The sequence below is a fragment of the uncultured Ruminococcus sp. genome, assembly GCF_934476685.1.
Classification (GTDB): Bacteria; Bacillota; Clostridia; order Oscillospirales; family Ruminococcaceae; genus Hominimerdicola.
Genome location: NZ_CAKSNX010000010.1, coordinates 14344 through 33972, shown reverse-complemented (window position 1 = coordinate 33972; position 19629 = coordinate 14344). Strand labels below are relative to the sequence as shown.

The window sequence follows — 19629 nt, the reverse complement described above, 5'->3', positions numbered from 1 at the left end:
GTGAGCCGAAAGATCATAGAAGGGTTGTTGTTTATGTTTTACAAAAGTACAAGAAACGGTAATGTGAATGTTACGTCCGCACAGGCTATCGCACAGGGAATTTCCGAGGACGGAGGACTTTTCGTTCCGTCTGAGATCCCGTCTGTATCTCTGGAGGATATAAAGGCTCTGGGAGATAAGACATACGCTGAAAGAGCGCTGTTCGTTTTCTCAAAGTTCCTCACAGATTATACCGAGGCTGAGATCCGCTACTGCGTTGACGGCGCATACAACACAAAGAATTTCGATACAGAAAATATCGCAGAGCTTGCTCACCTTTTTGACGGTACATATATGCTCGAACTGTGGCATGGTCCTACCTGCGCATTCAAGGATATGGCTCTCCAGATACTTCCTTACCTGCTGACAACTGCAACAAAGAAGATAAACCTCGACAAGAAGGTGGTTATCCTCGTTGCTACTTCCGGCGATACAGGAAAGGCTGCACTTGAAGGCTTCAAGGACGTTCCTGGTACAGAGATACTCGTTTTCTATCCTGACAACGGCGTTTCAGCTATGCAGAAAAAGCAGATGACAACTCAGGAGGGCGAAAACGTAGGCGTATGCGCTATCAAGGGCAACTTCGACGACGCTCAGAACGGAGTAAAGTCTATCTTCACTAATAAGGAAGTCGCTGACAAGCTTGCAGAGAACGGTATGATGTTCTCATCTGCAAACTCTATCAACTGGGGCAGACTTGCACCGCAGATCATTTACTATGTATCAAGCTACGCTCAGCTGGTAAAGGACGGCGAGATAAACCTCGGCGACAAGATCAATATCGTTGTTCCGACAGGCAACTTCGGTAATATCCTTGCAGGCTACTATGCAAAGCATATGGGCGTTCCTGTAAACAAGCTTATCTGCGCATCTAACGCTAACAACGTTCTTACAGACTTCCTCACAACAGGTATCTACGACAGAAACCGTCCGTTCCACGCAACTATCTCTCCATCAATGGATATCCTTATCTCTTCAAACCTTGAAAGACTTCTCTATCACCTCAGCGGTTCTGACGACGCTCAGATCAGAGAGTGGTTCGGCAAGCTTGCTTCCGAAGGAAGATATGAGGTAACTGACGAAGTGAAGGCTATGCTCAAGGACGAGTTCTATGCCGGCTGCTGCGATGATGAGCAGACAAAGGCTACTATCAAGGAGTATTACGACAAGTATTCCTATACCTGCGATACTCATACTGCCGTTGCAGTCAAGGTGTACGAGGACTATGTAAAGGCAACAGGCGATAAGACAAAGACAGTTATCGCTTCCACAGCAAGCCCATATAAGTTCTCAGGCTCAGTTCTTTCTGCACTGGGAAAGAATACAGACTGCGATGAGTTCGGTCTTGTTGACGAGCTGGCTGAGGTTTCAGGTATGACTGTACCTGCTTCACTTGCAGCACTTAAAGATAAGGCTGTAAGATTTGATAAGGTCATCGACAAAACTGAAATGAAAGAATATGTTTTTGATTCACTCAATGTGAAGTAATATATGTGAATGTATGTACCGCCCGCACATTCAGTACGGGCGGGCATATCCTTTTATGACCGTATGATCCGGACAGCTTAAAAGGATATGCGGTGAAAGACATTAGCCCTTCGGTTTAAATGTCAGACATTAGCCCTTTGGCTTGAATGTCAGACATTAGCCCTTAGGCTTGAATGTCTTACATTCTGTTTCGTCACAGCAGTTTGGATCTGAACAAGTGCAGCAGACGTCGATCTTGCCTGCGGTACATTCACAGTCATTCTTGTTGTAGACGCAGTTTGTCACGTCACAGTTGATTCCGTAAATTCTATCCTTTTCCATAGATAAACACTCCTTCCGCAACGTCATGTTGCCCTAGTATTGTGTTCAGGGAAGAGCAAAATATTTGTGGAAAGTTTTTCAAAAATTCTGGAGGTGTATTTTCTGAAAATATATGCGATAGCAGATCTGCATCTGTCTTTCGGCGTGAACAAGCCGATGGATATTTTCGGCGGCTGGCATAACCATGCCGCTCGGATAGAAGAAAACTGGCAGCGGAAAATTACCGCCGATGATCTTGTCGTTCTGCCCGGAGATCTTTCATGGGGAATGAATTTTCAGGAGGCTAAAAAGGATTTCGAGTTCCTTAATGACCTAAACGGCAGGAAGATAATCTCAAAGGGCAACCACGATTATTGGTGGACCACAAAGAATAAAATGGATAATTTTCTGGCTGAAAATTCTTTCGATACCATAAAAATACTTCACAACAACCATTTTAAATGGGAGGATATCGGCATATGCGGTTCAAGAGGCTGGATAAACGACAGATCCGAACCTGCCGACGCTAAGGTGCTTGCGAGGGAGGCAGGCAGACTTACGCTCTCCATCGAGTCGGCTCTGAAAGAGGGACTGCGACCGGTCGTGTTCCTGCATTATCCCCCCGTTTTTGCAGGCAGCAGGAATGAGCCTATACTTGATGTGCTGTATAAGTACGGCATAAAGACCGTCTTTTATGGGCATCTTCACGGAAAAGCCAAGAATTATGCCATAAACGGTATGTATGACGGCATTGATTATCACCTTATTGCCAGCGATTTTTTGCAATTTGACCCATTGGACATTACTAAAATTGTGCAAAGTGACAATTCTTAAAAAAACGCTGGAAATAGGCTTAAAAGTATGATATAATACATAAGATACATTTTATAATGGAGGAATAATAAATGAGTTTAAAGGCTACAAATAATGTTGGAACAAATAAGTATGAACTGGAGATCGAGATCTCTGCTGAGGCTTTCGAGGAAGCTCTCGGAAAGGCTTATAACAGAGCTAAGAAGAACATCTCTATCCCTGGTTTCCGTAAGGGCAAAGCTCCTCGTAAGCTTATCGAGAAGGAGTACGGCGAGAACGTTTTCTTTGAGGACGCAGTAAATCTCCTCTACGCTCCTGAGGTAAACGGCGCTATCGAAGAGTCAAAGCTCGTTCTTGTTTGCCAGCCTGAGGTCGAGGTAACAGCTATCAGCAAGGAAGAGGGCGTTAAGCTCAAGGCAATATGCACAACAAAGCCTGAGGTTGAAGTTAAGGACTATAAGGGTATAGAGATCGAAAAAACTGTCAATCCTGTAACTGACGAGGATATCCAGAAGAGAGTAGATCAGCTCAGAGAAAAGAACGTAAGGATCATCACAGTTGACGACAGAGCCGCTGAAATGGGCGACGATGTTGTTATCGACTTCGAGGGCTTCAAGGACGACGTTGCTTTCGACGGCGGCAAGGCTGAGGACTTCACACTTTCTCTCGGCAGCGGTCAGTTCATTCCTGGCTTTGAAGAGCAGATCGCAGGTCATAATATCGGCGAAGAGTTCGATATCAACGTTACTTTCCCAGAGGAGTATCAGGTAAAGGAACTCGCAGGCGCACCTGCTGTATTCAAGATCAAGCTCAAGAGCATCTCAAAGAAGGAGCTTCCTGAGCTGGACGACGATATGGTAAAGGATTCAACAGATTTCGATACAGTTGACGAGTACAAGGCTGACATTAAGAAAAACCTTGAAGAGGCTGCTGAGAAGTCCGCTGACGCTAAGGTAGAGGCTGACATTTTCGATAAGGTCATCGAGAATATGACAGCTGAGATCCCACAGGTAATGTTTGATAACAGAGTAAATGAAATGATATCTGAGCTTGAGCAGAGACTTGCTCCTCAGGGTATTTCTCTCGAGCTTTATATGCAGTATACAGGTCAGACTATCGACACTGTAAAGAAGGCATATGCTGAGCAGGCTGAAAAGCAGGTCAAGCTCAGACTCGCTCTTGAGAAGATCGTTGAGCTTGAAGGTATCAAGGCTACTGACGAAGAGGCTGCCGCTGAATTTGATAAACTCGCTGAAACATATAAAATGGACGTTGATCAGATCAAGCAGTATATCCACGAAGAGGACATCAAGAAGGATATCGAGGTTGGCAAGGCAGTTGACCTTATCAAGGAAGCTGCAGTTATTAAGTAATGCATAATTTTTCGCCTGCACTGATTTTCTGATGCAGGCGAAAATATATTAAGGAGGCAATTTTTATGGCATTAGTTCCTTACGTTGTAGAACAGACCAGCAGAGGCGAGCGCAGCTATGATATATATTCAAGACTGCTCAACGACAGAATAATAATGCTCTGCGACCAGATCGACGACGCTGTTGCAAGCGTGGTTATTGCACAGCTGCTGTATCTTGAAGGACAGGATCCTGAAAAGGATATCGACCTTTATATTAACAGCCCCGGAGGAGTTATCACTGCGGGCATGGCGATCTATGATACAATGCAGTATATAAAGTGCGATGTTTCTACTATCTGTATAGGTATGGCTGCTTCAATGGGTTCTTTCCTGCTTTCAAGCGGCGCAAAGGGCAAGAGATTTGCTCTGCCTAACAGCGAAATAATGATCCATCAGCCGCTCATCGGAGGCGGCGGAATTTCAGGTCAGTGTACAGACATCAAGATCCACTCCGACCATATGGTTGCCACAAGAGAAAAGCTCAACAGAATACTTGCACAGAATTCAGGCAAGTCTATCGAGCAGATCGCTCAGGATACAGAGCGTGATAATTATATGACTGCACAGCAGGCTATGGAATACGGACTGATCGACAAGGTAATTACAAACAGATAGGTTTGGTGAAAAGAATAAATGGCAAACGATACATCAAAAAGATGCAGTTTCTGCGGAAAACCTGAAACCAAGGTACAGCATATGTTCTCTGCGGGAAACAGTCATATATGCGAAGAATGTGTTCTTTTCTGCTATGATATACTTGCGGAGTCGGGCAGCGTACCTGCCAGAAGCAAGGGCGGCGCTAAGAAGGGAAACCCTGCTGACGGCATAACTCTTAAAAAGCCTGCCGAGATAAAGGCTGTGCTGGACGATTATGTTATCGGTCAGGAGGACGCTAAAATTGCGCTCTCAGTTGCGGTCTATAACCATTATAAGAGAATAATCTCGCTGGATAATAATGACGATGATGTCGAGATACAGAAGTCCAATGTGCTGCTGTTAGGTCCGACAGGTACGGGTAAGACTCTCCTTGCCCAGACGTTGGCAAGACTGCTCAACGTTCCTTTCGCTATCGCAGACGCAACCACTCTCACTGAGGCAGGTTATGTTGGCGACGACGTTGAGAACGTGCTGACAAGACTTATTCAGGCGGCGGATTACAATGTTGAGGCTGCTCAGCATGGTATCATCTATATCGACGAAATTGATAAGATCTCAAGAAAGTCCGAGAACACCTCCATTACACGAGATGTAAGCGGCGAGGGCGTTCAGCAGGCACTCCTGAAGATCGTCGAGGGTACAGTTTCAAACGTTCCTCCGCAGGGCGGAAGAAAGCACCCTCATCAGGAATTTATACAGATCGACACGAAAAATATTCTCTTCATCTGCGGCGGTGCTTTCGAGGGACTTGAAAATGTCATCAAGAAGAGAACGGAATCATCCTCTATGGGATTTGGCGGAAAGGTCAAGAGTAAAGAGGACGAGCATAATATTATGAAGAAAGTCCTCCCGCACGATCTTGTTAAGTTCGGCATCGTGCCTGAACTTGTGGGCAGACTTCCTGTTATAACCGTTCTGGACGAACTCGACGAGGACGCTCTTTGCAGAATACTCACCGAGCCGAAGAACTCACTTATCAAGCAGTATACAAAGCTTTTCAAGCTGGATAACATTGATTTTGAGGTAACTGAGGACGCAAAGCGTGAGATCGCAAAGGTAACTATCGAGCAGAAAACAGGCGCAAGAGGACTCAGAGCTATTGTCGAGAAAATACTGACAAAGCTTATGTTTGAAGCTCCGTCTGACAGCGAGATAGTCGGAATAAAGATAACTGCCGAGTGCGTAAGAGGCGAGGCAGAGCCTGAGATAACAAGGGCAATAAGCTCACCGAGAGCGAATTAAGCAAACTGAATAAACTGAATAGTACAGTATCTCCCCGATGTGAATGCGTCGGGGAGTTTTTTTGTGTAAAAATAATAGTAAATTGATTTAAAGTATGTGCAGAACGCTGAAAAATTTTTATACTGTTGACAAATCGGGATAAAGGGTGTATACTCTAACTGTACCACAGCGGATAATACAGTTAGTACACATAGGACGATCGAAAAGAAACAACAAAACAAAAGCCGTAAGGCGGAAAGGAGTGAGCAGTTTGATATCGTTGGATCTTACTGGCAGAGCGCCGATATATGAGCAGATATGTCAGCGTATAAGCGAGCTTATCGCAACGGGCGTGCTGAAAGAGAATGATAAGCTGCCCGGCGCAAGAACTATGGCGAAGGATCTGGGACTTAATCCGAATACCGTCGCTAAAGCTTACAGCAGGCTGGAACTTAATGGGATAATCTATTCCGTGGCAGGAAAAGGCTGCTTTGTGGCGAAACAGCAGGGCAGTATACAGAAAAAACTGCTGGACGAATTTGACGAAAAGGCTCAGGCTGCTTTGAACGCAGGAGTCAGTGCAGAACAGTTGTGCAAAAGAATAGAAAAAATAGAAAATATCGCACAGCAAAAGGAAAAGAAAGATAGTGTGGAGAAAGGAGAGGGGAACATTGATAGCGATCAATAACGTAAGTATGGATTTCGGCGGAGGTTTCGGCGACAGGGATACGTTCAAAGCACTGGATAACGTCAGCTTCCAGATACCCGACGGCTGTATATACGGCTTCCTCGGTTCTAACGGAGCAGGAAAAAGTACGCTTATGCGTATGATCTGCGGAGTTTACAAAACGAAAAACGGCAGCATAATGATAGACGGCGAGGAGGTCTACGATAACCCGACGGCAAAGTCGAAAATATTCTTTGTGAACGATGAAACCATTCAGTATGCCTCATTCACTATGACGGAGCTGAAAAAGTATTACGCAGGATATTATCCAGACTTTTCCGAAGAGCTTTTCGACAGCCTTACGGCAAAGCTCGGACTTCCCACAAACAAGCGCCTTTCGCAGTTCTCAAAGGGTATGAAACGTCAGGCGATAGTCATTGCGGGACTTGCCTGCAAGACAAAATATCTTATGCTCGACGAGGCCTTTGACGGACTTGACCCTGCAATGAGAAATATCATAAAAACTATGATAATCGAGGAGCTTATGGACAGAAAAGCTGCCCTCATCATCTCTTCACATAACGTGGCGGAGATAAGCGAGATATGCGACAGGGCAATGCTCATTCACAAGGGAAAACTTATTTTCGCCGACGAGATAGACGAACTGAGAAGCGGATTCTGCAAAATTCAGATAGCTTTTCAGGATAAGCTCATCACCTGCGACGATATCAAAGCCGAGGGAATAGAGGTCATGAAGTACAGCGCAGTGGGCAGCGTTGCGCTGGTCATTGCAAAGGGCGAACCGCAGACCATTATGGAAAAGCTGAAAAAGAAAAAACCTGCTATTCTGGAGCTTGTACCTCTCACGCTGGAGGAAATTTTCATTTACGAACTGGAGGTGCGTGGATATGGCACGAATATCCTGGAGTAGGATAGTCAAAGCCTCTAAGGCTGAATGTATGACCCATAAAAAAATGCGCTTTATCACTCTGCTGCTGACGGTGGCAGGTATGCTTATGGGGCTTGCGGAATTTAGCACGGGAATAGGAGATAACGGTGAGTTCCAAAGTATCTATATAGATTCATATGTGGGAATATTCCTGCTCTGTACGGCGGCATTTTTCAGCTGCTTCACCGTATTTGAGGTGTTCAGAGAGCTGACTTCAAGACAGCACGCAGATGTTCAGATTTCCCTGCCTGTCAGCGCAAATGAAAGATTTCTTTCCAAAATACTCTCGGTGCTGAAAATAAGCGTTCTGCCTATTGCGGCAGCTGAGATAGTCCTCTCGATATTTGCCTTGATGATATGCGTATTTTGGGGCGGCGCAACGTTGGGCAATGCGCTTTCTGCGTTCTTTCCAATAGTGAGAATTTATCTGGTGATAATTGCCTTGACCATGTTCTTTATCAGCGTGTCGGTTTTCTGTATGACCTGCTGCGGAGCAAAGGGCGAAGGGATATACACATCGTTCATTCTTATGTTCATCATAAGCGTACTGCCTTACCTTATGTGGTACAGGATATCCATCACCTTTGCAGGCGTAGAATCTTTGCCGACCGAACCGACGTTCCTCTTCTACTGGGGAGCAGGTGCTTTTATGATCGGGCTTGACAGCGATACGCCGATACTGATGTTCTTTATAAATGTCATCATATCCTGCCTTGTTATAGCGGCGGCAGGTGTCATCTACAAAAAGCGTGACGCTCAGGCGGCAGGAAAGCCGATAGTTTTCAAAGGCTTTTTCGAGATATTTATGTTCCTCGGAATAATAACCGTCTGCGATATCTCCTTCCATTCGTTGATATGGTGGCTGGGAGTACTTATAGCGGGCATCATAAGTATGATAATCAGAATAGTAGTTTCGAGAGCAAAGCTGTCGGTAAAGTCGTTTATGATATGGATAGTGCAGTTCGCCGCAAGTGCAGGACTTTTCTTCCTCATAATGTTTGCAGGCTATCAGACCGAGGGATTTGGCATAAAGTACATAAGTCCTCATTTCAGCGGCAGCGAGTTTACAGCGACAATTTCCACCACAGATGTCGAAGTCTACACCCGCAGCACAAACTTTTATTACAATTATGAACTTGATAACGACGGGCTGAACAAGCTGCTTGATGTTATGGACGGATACAAGGATATTTCCGTCAAGAGCAACGTGACCTTCTGGGACACAGTAACAGACAGTTCGGGCAGATCAAGCTACCTCAACAGCGGCATAGATTATTTCGATAACCTTGCAGAACGTGGACTTACCTCTATATATCTGACGGTCAGAGATCAGTCAACTGATGAAAGCTATGAGATACGATTTTATGTACCGAAGGATTCCACAGAAGATCTCAAAGATAAAATACTTGAAATAGACGGATTTTCATGTGACCAAAACGATGATATTTTTGAAAACAGCTATTCGTGGTAAAAAATCAAACAAATCAGATAAATTAGACAAATCAAACAAAGAAATAAAGACAACAAAAAATGCAGTATCGCTTTTGCGGTACTGCATTGATTTTTTATGCTTTTTATGTTTTTTATTTTTTTACGGATAAATTATGTAACCCTGCGAACGCAGCTGAGTTATGGTATCCTCCATCTGTTTTTCACCGAGGAAAAGCGGCTTTTCGTCAATTATCTTGTCCCTGTAATCGTCCGCCACATAATTGCGGTACTTGCCGATAAGTTCTGCGGAGCAGGCGGCAATGGTCCGTGGCTCAGCCTCTTTTACAAGCCTTACACATTCCTTATAGCTTTCCTCAGCAACGATAACGCTGTTGAACCTGTAAAGCTCACGCCATTTCTGCTTTGTCATATCGTCATAGCCGTAGCCGAGCGTTCCGAGGAAATCGAAAAGCTTTGGCTGAACCGCCTCGTCCCAAGCTATATCCGCCCAGCAGTGGAACATATAGCCTTTGAGGTAGTCGGGACAATGGGAATATCTCTCCTTATTATTGATATAAAAATCGTGGAGCTGCTTTTTCCATATGTCGTAATCCCTCGAACGGATATGTGCGGCATAGCGGACCTCCTCGCTTGCCTGTTCAGTTCCGAAATTAACGCTGTCGGGAGCTATGGAACCCAGCAGGAAATCTGCCTTATTTTCTATTCCCATTTCATCGCTCATCATATAAGCAAGCTTCAGATGTACAGGTGATGACGGCATTTACTTTCCCTCCAGTCCTTTAAGAGCCTTTATCTCGTGCTTGTCAAGCTTGATAACAGCGTCCTTTATGACCTCAACATCATCTTTCTTGACCGTTACCACATTATCGCTCTTGTCAAGTTTTACTCTCAGCTTTCCTGTCAGCAGGTTGACTTCCTCGACAACACCCTTGCCGTCAGCGGTCTTTACTATCGCTCCTGCCTTTGGTGTGTGTTTGAGAAGATCTTCATAAGCGTCCTGCTCGTATTTAAGGCAGCACATAAGCCTGCCGCAAGTACCCGATATCTTTGTTGGGTTAAGGGAGAGTCCCTGTTCCTTTGCCATTTTTATTGATACAGGCTGAAACTCGCCCAGAAATCTCGAACAGCAGAAAGGCTGACCGCATATTCCAAGTCCGCCCAGCATTTTAGCCTCATCTCTTACGCCGATCTGACGCAGCTCTATCCTCGTCCTGAAAATGGACGCAAGGTCCTTTACAAGCTCTCTGAAATCCACCCTGTTTTCAGCGGTGAAGTAGAAAAGCAGCTTGTTGTTGTCGAAGGTGCATTCAACGTCGATAAGGTTCATTTTCAGCTTGTGTGCGGCAATTTTCTGCTCGCATATCCTGAAAGCGTCCTTTTCCTTCTCCTTATTTTTCTCAATGGTCTTGAAATCCGCCTCTGTCGCAACACGGATAATAGGCTTGATAGGCGAGTTGAACTTCGTTTCGTCTATCTCCCTGTCTGTGAGAACGACCTCGCCGCACTCTATCCCCCTTGACGTTTCAACGATAACGTGGTCGCCCACATTTATCCTGTTGAAGAGGGGATTGAAGTAGTATATTTTTCCCACGCTTTTAAAGCGCACTCCTATGATCTTAAGCATAAGCTTTTCCTTTCTAAAACCGAAAAGTTGAAATAGTTGAAATAAATGTATCTATTTGCATATCTGCGCTATCTGTCCCGCAAGGCTGTTCACCGTCATGGAAAGATTGCAGTTTGCGTCTATGCGTCTGATGTATTCTTCCAGCGTATCGTAAAGCTCTGTGCAGGAAGAGCATAAGAGCCTGTCCGAAAGCTTTGCCGCAAGCCTTTTGTCGCAGCTCACCGACATATCCGAACCTTTTCCCTCAAGACGGAAAATACAAGCGTCCCGCACTATCTCCGAGAAAAGATATACAGCCTCTCTGACCATAGCCTTTTTGCCGTCCGTCTGAACAAAGGCTTTGAGTATTTCGTATTCGCTGCCCCCTGCCGCCGCAGCCGCAATATCTCTTGCAGCCGCCGCAGAGTAGAAAAACTGTTCCCTTTTTATATAGTCGGAGCATCTTCCGATATTTCCTCTGCCTGCATATACCGCCGCCGAGATCTCCTCCGGTGACTTGTCGGGGAAATTGTTCTGGAGAAAATCTGCGCTTTCGCCGTCCGTAACGCTCACCATACCAAGGGAAAGCACTCTCGAAATAATGGTGTCGAGAAAAACTTCCTTTGAACGTGCTGTCATTATGACAGCGGTATGCTCCGGCGGCTCTTCAATAAGCTTCAGCAGTATGTTCTGTATGGTGACAGAAGTTATGGTCGAGCGGTCAAAATCGGGTATGACGTATACCTTCATACTGCCCTCTGTGGGCATGACCACCGAATCCGCAACTATCCCCTCACGGATATTCTCCACAGGATAGTTCCCCTTGTCGTTCGCCTGTGCGATGATAAGATCGGGGTGAACGCCCTTTTCAAGCATTCTGCAAGCCTTGCAGTGACCGCAGGGCATACCCGAATGTTCCTCGCACATAAGCTGAGCCGCAATATATTTCGCAAGAGTTTTCTTCCCCAGACCTTTTTCGCCGTGTATCATGATAGAATGAGGCTCTCTGCCCTTTCTTATCATACCGGCGACAGTCTGAACGACCTCTTCGTTTCCGTATATCTTCATAAAAGGTCAGACCTGCTCAAAACGTTCGATATCTGTAACAAAAATAGTAGCGCCGCCGATAGAAACCTCAACGGGATAAGACTGTCCCCCTGTGTTGTCCATTACAGCGGAGGAAGGAACGAACTGTTTTCTCTTGCGTGAATGTTCCTTGAGGACCTCGATAACGCTGTCCACCTCGCCGTCCTGACAGCAGATCATAAAGGTGGTGTTTCCCGCCATAAGAAATCCGCCTGATGAAGCGAGCTTTGTTGCCCTTATTCCTTTTTTGGAAAGTCCCTTGTTTACCGAGTAAGCGTCATCATTGTTTACTATTGCATACACAAGTTTCATATCGTAACTATGCTCCGTGCTTATTGGGCAGGAAGCATATCCTCCTTTCGACATACAAATACATTCAGATAATATCATTATATCACATTTATCTCATAAATGCTATACCTTTTAAGAATTTTTATTATATCCGCAGTAATTTCCTCGCCGCTGATAACGATAGGTACAGAAGGCTGACAGCAGGTAACGGTCATAGCGCATATCCTGCCCTCAGCGTCATCGACCTTTACAGAAGTGCAGTCCGAAAAAGCCGCCCTGCGGATATTCATTTTCGGCTTTGCACGAGGTATGAAAATATCATCTTCCTGCGGACGAACTCTTATTTTAGGCTGAACTATCTTCGTCATAGCTTTTTCAAGAACCTCGAGATCTCTCTCCTTATTAAAAGGCGTTATCATAAGCACAACGTAAGTAAGATCAGTGTACTCAGGCTCTATGCCATTTTCCCTCAGCATATCACCAAGCTCTGTCCCCTCTAAACCGCTCCTGTTTGCGTTTATGGTTATCTTGCACTTCTCATCACCGCACAGCACCCAGCCGTATGAGGCTATCCGCTCTTTGCACAGCGCAGTGCGCTTTACAGTTTCCGCAAGTTCTTTTCTGTATTCACCGTTTATATATTCCGAACAAAGGTCAAGGCTCTGCATAATAAGATACGATGGACTTGTGGAGGCGAAAAGCGACATAGCGTTTTTCACACATTCGGAAAATACTTTCGGCGCATTTTTTGAAATGTGCAGATACGCTCCGCCCGTATAACAGGGGAGAGTCTTGTGAGCAGAGTCACAGCACATATCCGCACCCAGTGTAATAGGGTGGATATCCTCCTCCAGGAATTTAAGATATGCCCCGTGAGCGTTGTCGCATATAAGCGGTATACTATTTATATGGCAGACCTCCGCCATACCACTTATATCGCATATGTTCCCCAGATAGTCGGGCGAGGTCACATAAACGCAGTCGGGCTTTCTGCCGAACTTTGAACTTTCGCATTCCGCAATAGCTTTTTCTATATCCTCCGCAGTTATCTCACCACAGCAAATAGAACTGCTGGGCTTTTTCGGATATACCCAGAAAACCTCAGCGTCGAGAAGTATGCAGGCATTTATAAAAGCCTTGTGAACGTTCCTCGGAGCAACGCACAGCATACGCTTGCCCTTGCTTTTCCTTTTAAGCTCAATGACCGCAAGCATCGTCTTTATGCAAAGGCTCGAACCCTCGGTGGAGTAAAGCGTCCTTGCCGTATCGAATGCGGCGGCAGTCTGAGCCTCGCTCTGTGCGATTATGCCGTCGGGTTCAAAAAGATAGTCTGCACCCCTTATCTCGGTTATATCCATATCTTCCATACCATGAAACTTCACGCCCTTGTGACCCGGCATATGAAACCTCACCGTACCGCTCTGTGCATATTTTTTTATAAATTCATTTATCGGCGCTGACATAGCGCACCTCCTTTTCAGCAATCCAGCAGCTGCCTTATGCAGCGCTTTTTTGCCCCTCTGAGAAGATTTTCACGTCCACGCTTTATCGTCCGTGAAACTGTGGACTTTGAAACGCCCATACGCTCTGCGATCTCGTCCATAGTCAGCTTATCTCTGTAATATAACATTATATAACATTTTTGCTTTTTCGTCAAATTGTCGTTGAGAAGATCTAAAACGGCTCGGCTGCCGAAAATGTGCCGACCTGCCGAACCGCCGACATCATCATCTCCGTCATACCCCACAGGGACGTTCTGCCCCGCCTTTTCACTCTCCGCAAGATCAAGATCTACCCTCCTGTACTGCAATAAACTTCGCCTCCTGTAATTTTGTACGAACAAATGTTCTTAAAAATAGTATACTATATATTGTGGTCAAAGTCAAGACGGGAAACTATTTTTTTGAAATTTGGTGAAATTGAGGGAAAATATTCGGACTGTTTGTGCATTTTACCGTTGCATTTTGGGGAAATGTATGATATAATACTACTTACAGAATGGGTTCTGGGCGTTTTGTTGGACTGTAAAAATTAAAAAAATATAAAGAGAAATGTTCCGCAGAACAAACAGTATATTTCTGATATCCTGAGGGTATTGTGTAAGCCCGAAGGTGTTTTTTATCCTATATCATAAAATTATGTCCCGCAAAAATAAAAATATCGGGACAAGTTTTTAAGGAGCAGTGTAAAAATTTATGGAGAAAAAAAAGCTTGACAGATTGTCGGAGCTTACAGCTATTTCCAGAAAAAGAGAGCTTACCGAAGAAGAAAAAAATGAGAGGCAGGCGCTCAGGACGGAGTATAGGCTGGCGATAAGGGCAAATTTTACCAACACCCTTGAGCATACGACGATCCTTGAACCCGACGGTTCTAAGATAAAAGTTTCGGATATGAAGCGCAGCGGGGAGGACAAATAAAAGTGGCAGGACTATCAAGGCAGAAACAAAAGCTTCTGACAATGAAGAAGCTTTTTGAAAGCAAGACCGACGAGAGCCATTCCATAACGGGGGCAAAGCTGATCGAAACGCTTGCCGCCGATGGTATAAAGGCTGAGAGAAAAACTATATACGACGACATAAAGACCCTGTGCGACAGCGGTATGGATATCGAGACCACAAAGGACGGTCATTCAAACGCATACTATCTTGCACAGCGTACTTTTCAGGACGAGGAGCTTTTTGTGCTTGCGGACGCAGTTGCGTCATGCAGATTTCTCACAAAGAAAAAGTCGCAGGAGCTTATAAAGAAAATACAGTCGCTGACTTCCGACTATAAGGCGAAGCAGCTCAGACGTATGTTCTATGTCGAGAACCGTGTAAAGAATTTCAACGAACAGATCTACTACACCATAAACAAGATACAGGCAGGCATCTTCAATGAAACGGAGATAAGGTTCAAGTATACCGAATTCAACCCCGATAAAAAGCAGGTGCTGAAGCATGGGGGAGAGGTATATACCGTTTCGCCTTATTCCCTTGTGTGGGAAAATGAGAACTACTATCTTGTGTGCTACTGCAATAAGCATGAGAAAATATGCCGTTACAGAGTGGACAGAATGGTGAATGTGGAGAATACCGATACCGAGCGCAGGAAAGCCAGCGATGAGGATAAGGCTGAGATAGCTAATCAGCAGTCTGTATACGGTATGTACGGCGGTAAGCTTGAGAGCGTTACAATGCAGTTTGATAATTCCCTTGCCAATGCGGTGATAGATAAGTTCGGAATGAACTGTCACCCTCACAGAAATTCGGAAAATACGTTCTGCTTAACGGCGGACGTGCAGATCGCTCCTACGTTCTGGGGCTGGTTCTTCCAGTTCGGAACGAAAGCGAGGATACTTGCCCCTGAAAACGTTGTGGAGCAGGCGGCAGAGTACATAGAAGAGCTTGGCTCTTGCTATAAAAAGGTTTGATCTTTGAAATTTTGGAGATTTTGGAGAAAAGTAAACGGGAAAGAGAAAAGATACCGTAAAAATGCCCTCTGACAGCGATATAAGCAGTTCAGAGGGTGTTTTGTTTAGGCAGCACTGTAAGATGTGATGCCTTAGAAGAAAGGGGAGGTAGGATATAAAATGATATTGACTATTTTGCTGGCTGTACTGGGAATAATATTGTCCGTCGCCTTGTTCGTGGTGATAGTTATGTTCGCAGGTCCTGTGGCAGCGGTGCTGCTCATTATACTGGGTCTGGTGGGACTTGTGCTGAGTATGCCGTTTCTGGTGTCGTGGGCGGTGATACTGCTTATAATGGTGGCTGTGATAAAGCTGCTCATCGTGCCGTATTTTGACAAGCGGAAAAAGTCAAGGCTTGACCTTGAACATATGCTCATCATTCCACAGAAGCAGAAAGTCCGTGTGGATATGAACAATACCGTCAACGGCTTTAACCCATATGTGATAGACTGTTTCTATACGGACGAGAAAACAGGCAGAGAGTTCGTTTTTACGAGCAAGCCGTTTTTGAATGACCCCACACCATATCTTGAAGGAGTTCAGCTTGGCGTGTTCGTGAACCCTGTGGACTACTCTAACTACTATGTCGATGTCAGCAAGCTGGGAGATATAAAGTGACGCACTGTTGACTTATCTCAGCGGGTATGGTAAAATTGTTACTGAAAAATAATAAAAATAATAAAATAATTTTGTGTAAGGAAGTGTTAGCTTGAATAATCTGCTTGAAGCGGGAAAAATAGTATCGGTGTTCGGTATAAAAGGCGAGGTAAAGGTGCAGCCGTGGTGCGATTCACCCGAATTTCTCTGCGAGTTCGATACACTCTATTATAAAAGCGGAACTCCTGTGGAGATAGAAAAGTCAAGACGTGCAAAAAATATCGTCGTTATGAAGATAAAGGGCGTCGATACCGTTGAAGAGGCGCAGAAGATACGCAACCGTGTCCTCTATATCAGCCGTGATGACGTGGAGCTTGACGAAGGCTGTTACTTTATCGCCGACCTTATCGGTCTTGAAGTTGTGGACGCCGACAGCGGCAGAGTTTACGGAACTATAACCGACGTTACCGAAACGGGCGCAAACGACGTATATCATATTAAGGCTCAGGACGGCAAAATGTACTATATCCCTGCCATTCCGCAGGTGGTGGCTGAAACGGATACCGAAAATGGCATAATGAAGATAACTCCCCTCGAAGGACTTTTCGAGGGCATGGAGGAAGTCAGATGAATATTGACATAGCTACCCTTTTCCCAGAAATGCTGGAAAGCTATCTTACCCAAAGCGTTGTGGGAAGAGCAAGGGCAAAGGATATCTTCACCGTGAACTGCCATAATATAAGAGATTATACAAAGGATAAGCACCGCAGAGTGGACGATACCCCGTACAGCGAGCAGAAAGGTATGCTCATGCAGTGCGACCCTATATATAATTGTTACTGCGCCGTAACGGAGGGAAAGCCTAAGCCTCACGTTATCTATATGTCCCCGCAGGGAAAAACTCTCACTCAGCAGAGGGCGAGGGAACTTTCTCAGCTGGACAGCATATTTATATTATGCGGGCATTATGAGGGCGTGGACGAGCGGATAATCGAAACTATCGTCGATGAGGAGATATCCGTAGGGGATTATGTGCTGACAGGGGGAGAGCTTCCTGCGCTCGTGCTTGTGGACTGCGTTGTGAGAATGCTTGACGGAACACTTTCACAGCCAGACTGCTATGAGGACGAGAGCCATTACAACGGACTGCTGGAGTACCCTCAGTATACACGCCCCGAAGTGTGGCACGATATGACCGTGCCGCCCGTTCTGCTTTCAGGACACCATGCGAATATAAAAAAATGGCGGCATGAACAGGCAGTGCTCAACACTTATAAAAAGCGCCCCGAACTGCTTGAAAAATTGAAATTATCCCCAGATGATTTGGCTATAATTCACAAATACAAAAATTCCGACCCGAATTTAAAAATATGAATTTGGACAATTCGGATACAAATGTTAAATGATTTTGTATAAACTGATAAATAGCGAAAAAGGAAAACAAACAAATGCACAAATTTTAACCTGATTGTAAGTTACTTTTAGGCAAAGTATACGAAAATAAAAGAAACGGTGATTGTTTGTCTAATTTTTGCGTTGACTAATGCGGGCTGGTCGGGTATAATTAATTTATCAAATTAAACGATATGCCAACTCAGACCGTTTAATTAGAGTATGAAGTTTATAACTATTCAGAATGGAGAGATTAATTATGTTACAGAATACGGTTGTTGTTCAGAATCAGGTAGGTCTTCACGCTCGTCCGGCTACATTTTTCATCCAGAAGGCTAATGAATTCAAGTCATCTATCTGGATCGAAAAGGAAGACAGAAGAGTAAATGCAAAGAGCCTTCTCGGTATTCTTTCACTCGGTATCGTAGGCGGAACTACAATAAAGATCATTGCAGACGGCGTTGATGAGGAAGCTGCAGTAAAAGGCCTTGTAGACCTGGTTGACAGCGGTTTTTCTGAGGACGCAAGATAATCGTTATCTGATTTTTTATAGTGATATTGTTAAGGGGATTGTTTTTACAATCCCCTTTTTTTGCTTGCTTTGCACCCCCTTTTGTTTCTTTGGGCAGTTCATTTTTGCGATATTCGGGTGTGCATCGGCTGTAAAATGTCGCCAACTTTGTTGCCGCTGTGAAACTTTTTCAGACAGTGTATAAAGTGGTGAAAACTGCGTAAATAAAGGGCGGGGCAGCGTTCATAAAAAATTTATTGTTTACAATTTGATGACTAAGTGTAGAAAAATGGAGTGCGAATTTTGTGTAAAATTAACAATTGCACAAGTAATTTAACAATGTGTTCACACATTGCATTGAAAAATGTGTTACAATTTGTAATACATTAAGCTGAAATGTAACCGTTTTGCGGTCAGTAAAAAGTTTTTTATGTATTTTTGCACTTTTTACTATAAAACACTTGCAAAATTCCGCATTTTTTGTTATAATTACAGTAAGCAGACGTTTTGCCGCTGGACGGGCATATTGCGCCTGTACACGGTAATTATAATTCAAATTTGCAAGCAGAGGGGAATAACTTATGTCAAACAGATTATTTCAAAGCGTAGTTCATCAGATGCGTGACACGATAGATTGTGTTATCGGCGTTATAGATGAAACTGCAACTATTATCGCCTGCTCCGAACTGGCTCAGGTTGGTACTACAAACGAGTTCGTGTCACTCGATCTGGGTGATTCTCACGATATATTCGTCCGTGACGGTTATACCTATAAGCCTTTTGGCGCACATATGAAGCCTGACTATGCTGTATTTGTTGAGGGTACAGACGAGGTGGCTGCGAAGTATGCAAGCATTCTCGCTATCACTCTTTCAAGCATCAAGCAGTATTACGATGAAAAGTACGACAGAAACAACTTCATCAAGAATGTTGTGCTGGATAACGTTCTTCCCGGCGATGTTCATGTCAAGGCGAGAGAGCTGCATTTCAGCGCTGATATATCAAGAGTCGTTCTGCTCATAAGAATAGTTTCTTCAAACGATGTTTCAGCATATGATGTTATTCAAAATCTGTTTCCGGATAAAAACAAGGATTTCGTGTTCAATATCACAGAATCCGATATCGTGCTTGTTAAGGAAGTCGCTAACGGCGTTGAGTCGAAGGACCTTGAAAAGCTGGCACGTTCTATCTCTGATACCCTTTCAAGCGAGTTCTATACCCGTGTAAATGTTGGTATCGGTACGGTCATCGAGGGTGTAAGGGATCTTGCACGTTCATTCAAGGAAGCTCAGATCGCTCTCGAAGTCGGAAAGGTGTTCGATACCGACAAGAATATCGTTTCTTATGATAATCTCGGTATCGCAAGACTTATCTATCACCTCCCGACAACACTCTGCGAAACCTTCCTCAAGGAAGTTTTCAAGAAGGGTTCTATCGAAAATCTCGATCACGAAACACTCTTCACTATACAGAAATTCTTTGAAAACAACCTCAACGTTTCGGAAACTTCAAGAAAGCTGTTTGTACACAGAAATACTCTGGTGTACAGACTTGAAAAAATCAAGAAACTCACAGGTCTGGATCTTAGAGAGTTTGACCATGCTATCATCTTTAAGATTGCGCTGATGGTAAGAAAATATTTGTCAGCCAATCCGGTCAAGTTCTAAGCGGACCTTATAGTCGGGAGAATGTGTAACT

The 19629-nt window shown here is 44.5% G+C and carries 22 protein-coding genes; 15 read left to right on the top strand and 7 right to left on the bottom strand.

Annotated features, from left to right (window positions below; genetic code table 11):
* Nucleotides 1-33 precede the first annotated feature (33 nt).
* On the top strand, nt 34-1527 hold the full coding sequence (gene thrC, locus Q0E19_RS09600; protein WP_294409251.1) for a threonine synthase: 1494 nt from the start codon (nt 34-36) through the stop codon (nt 1525-1527).
* A gap of 156 nt (nt 1528-1683) precedes the next feature.
* Here the strand turns inward: thrC and Q0E19_RS09595 are convergent, their stop codons facing one another.
* Nucleotides 1684-1848 (bottom strand): DUF1540 domain-containing protein, encoded by a 165-nt coding sequence (locus tag Q0E19_RS09595; RefSeq protein WP_294409250.1) that lies wholly within the window; start codon nt 1846-1848, stop codon nt 1684-1686.
* Between the two features lie 102 nt (nt 1849-1950).
* Between Q0E19_RS09595 and Q0E19_RS09590 the strand changes: the two genes are divergently transcribed.
* The 7 genes from Q0E19_RS09590 to Q0E19_RS09560 all read left to right on the top strand — a co-directional run bounded on the left by Q0E19_RS09590 (nt 1951) and on the right by Q0E19_RS09560 (nt 9019).
* Nucleotides 1951-2661 carry a metallophosphoesterase gene (locus Q0E19_RS09590; RefSeq protein ID WP_294409273.1) on the top strand — a complete coding sequence of 237 codons (711 nt, stop codon included), beginning with the start codon at nt 1951-1953 and terminating at the stop codon, nt 2659-2661.
* Nucleotides 2662-2732: 71 nt separating this feature from the next.
* The gene (gene tig, locus Q0E19_RS09585) at nt 2733-4013 is read left to right on the top strand and encodes a trigger factor (protein ID WP_294409249.1); all 1281 of its coding nucleotides are present in this window, start codon (nt 2733-2735) and stop codon (nt 4011-4013) included.
* A gap of 65 nt (nt 4014-4078) precedes the next feature.
* Nucleotides 4079-4669, top strand: coding sequence for an ATP-dependent Clp endopeptidase proteolytic subunit ClpP (gene clpP, locus Q0E19_RS09580; RefSeq protein WP_294409248.1), 591 nt, complete (start codon nt 4079-4081; stop codon nt 4667-4669).
* An 18-nt stretch (nt 4670-4687) separates the two neighbouring features.
* The gene (gene clpX, locus Q0E19_RS09575) at nt 4688-5953 is read left to right on the top strand and encodes an ATP-dependent Clp protease ATP-binding subunit ClpX (protein WP_294409246.1); all 1266 of its coding nucleotides are present in this window, start codon (nt 4688-4690) and stop codon (nt 5951-5953) included.
* A 241-nt stretch (nt 5954-6194) separates the two neighbouring features.
* Complete coding sequence (locus Q0E19_RS09570) at nt 6195-6620, top strand: GntR family transcriptional regulator (RefSeq protein WP_294409245.1); 426 nt, start codon at nt 6195-6197, stop codon at nt 6618-6620.
* A complete protein-coding gene (locus Q0E19_RS09565; protein WP_294409243.1) occupies nt 6604-7530 on the top strand; it encodes an ABC transporter ATP-binding protein in 927 nt (308 codons plus the stop codon). Before Q0E19_RS09570 ends, Q0E19_RS09565 begins: the two co-directional genes overlap by 17 nt.
* Nucleotides 7508-9019 carry a hypothetical protein gene (locus Q0E19_RS09560; protein ID WP_294409241.1) on the top strand — a complete coding sequence of 504 codons (1512 nt, stop codon included), beginning with the start codon at nt 7508-7510 and terminating at the stop codon, nt 9017-9019. The genes Q0E19_RS09565 and Q0E19_RS09560 overlap by 23 nt, the downstream gene beginning before the upstream one ends.
* Before the next feature lie 120 nt (nt 9020-9139).
* Here Q0E19_RS09560 and Q0E19_RS09555 read toward each other — a convergent pair whose 3' ends face one another.
* From Q0E19_RS09555 to Q0E19_RS09530, 6 genes are all read right to left on the bottom strand, one after another.
* Nucleotides 9140-9760 carry a hypothetical protein gene (locus Q0E19_RS09555; protein WP_294409240.1) on the bottom strand — a complete coding sequence of 207 codons (621 nt, stop codon included), beginning with the start codon at nt 9758-9760 and terminating at the stop codon, nt 9140-9142.
* Nucleotides 9761-10624, bottom strand: a complete 864-nt coding sequence (locus tag Q0E19_RS09550; RefSeq protein WP_294409239.1) for a stage 0 sporulation family protein — start codon at nt 10622-10624, stop codon at nt 9761-9763.
* Nucleotides 10625-10675: 51 nt separating this feature from the next.
* Complete coding sequence (locus Q0E19_RS09545) at nt 10676-11671, bottom strand: hypothetical protein (RefSeq protein ID WP_294409238.1); 996 nt, start codon at nt 11669-11671, stop codon at nt 10676-10678.
* A gap of 6 nt (nt 11672-11677) precedes the next feature.
* Nucleotides 11678-12001, bottom strand: a complete 324-nt coding sequence (locus Q0E19_RS09540) for a cyclic-di-AMP receptor (RefSeq protein WP_294409237.1) — start codon at nt 11999-12001, stop codon at nt 11678-11680.
* 77 nt (nt 12002-12078) lie between these two features.
* Nucleotides 12079-13443: a PLP-dependent transferase gene (locus tag Q0E19_RS09535; protein ID WP_294409236.1), complete on the bottom strand. Its 1365-nt coding sequence runs from the start codon at nt 13441-13443 to the stop codon at nt 12079-12081.
* A gap of 14 nt (nt 13444-13457) precedes the next feature.
* A complete protein-coding gene (locus Q0E19_RS09530) occupies nt 13458-13790 on the bottom strand; it encodes a sigma-70 family RNA polymerase sigma factor (protein WP_294409235.1) in 333 nt (110 codons plus the stop codon).
* Between the two features lie 385 nt (nt 13791-14175).
* On the opposite strand from Q0E19_RS09530, the gene Q0E19_RS09525 reads away from it, so the two are divergent.
* From Q0E19_RS09525 to Q0E19_RS09495, 7 genes are all read left to right on the top strand, one after another.
* Nucleotides 14176-14397, top strand: a complete 222-nt coding sequence (locus Q0E19_RS09525) for a DUF896 domain-containing protein (RefSeq protein WP_294409233.1) — start codon at nt 14176-14178, stop codon at nt 14395-14397.
* A 2-nt stretch (nt 14398-14399) separates the two neighbouring features.
* Nucleotides 14400-15392 carry a WYL domain-containing protein gene (locus Q0E19_RS09520; RefSeq protein WP_294409232.1) on the top strand — a complete coding sequence of 331 codons (993 nt, stop codon included), beginning with the start codon at nt 14400-14402 and terminating at the stop codon, nt 15390-15392.
* A 159-nt stretch (nt 15393-15551) separates the two neighbouring features.
* Nucleotides 15552-16049 (top strand): hypothetical protein, encoded by a 498-nt coding sequence (locus tag Q0E19_RS09515; protein WP_294409231.1) that lies wholly within the window; start codon nt 15552-15554, stop codon nt 16047-16049.
* A gap of 91 nt (nt 16050-16140) precedes the next feature.
* Nucleotides 16141-16659 (top strand): ribosome maturation factor RimM, encoded by a 519-nt coding sequence (gene rimM, locus Q0E19_RS09510; protein WP_294409230.1) that lies wholly within the window; start codon nt 16141-16143, stop codon nt 16657-16659.
* Complete coding sequence (gene trmD, locus Q0E19_RS09505) at nt 16656-17402, top strand: tRNA (guanosine(37)-N1)-methyltransferase TrmD (protein ID WP_294409229.1); 747 nt, start codon at nt 16656-16658, stop codon at nt 17400-17402. Before rimM ends, trmD begins: the two co-directional genes overlap by 4 nt.
* A 277-nt stretch (nt 17403-17679) precedes the next feature.
* On the top strand, nt 17680-17952 hold the full coding sequence (locus Q0E19_RS09500) for an HPr family phosphocarrier protein (protein ID WP_294409228.1): 273 nt from the start codon (nt 17680-17682) through the stop codon (nt 17950-17952).
* 560 nt (nt 17953-18512) lie between these two features.
* Complete coding sequence (locus Q0E19_RS09495) at nt 18513-19598, top strand: helix-turn-helix domain-containing protein (RefSeq protein ID WP_294409227.1); 1086 nt, start codon at nt 18513-18515, stop codon at nt 19596-19598.
* The last annotated feature ends 31 nt before the right edge of the window (nt 19599-19629 follow it).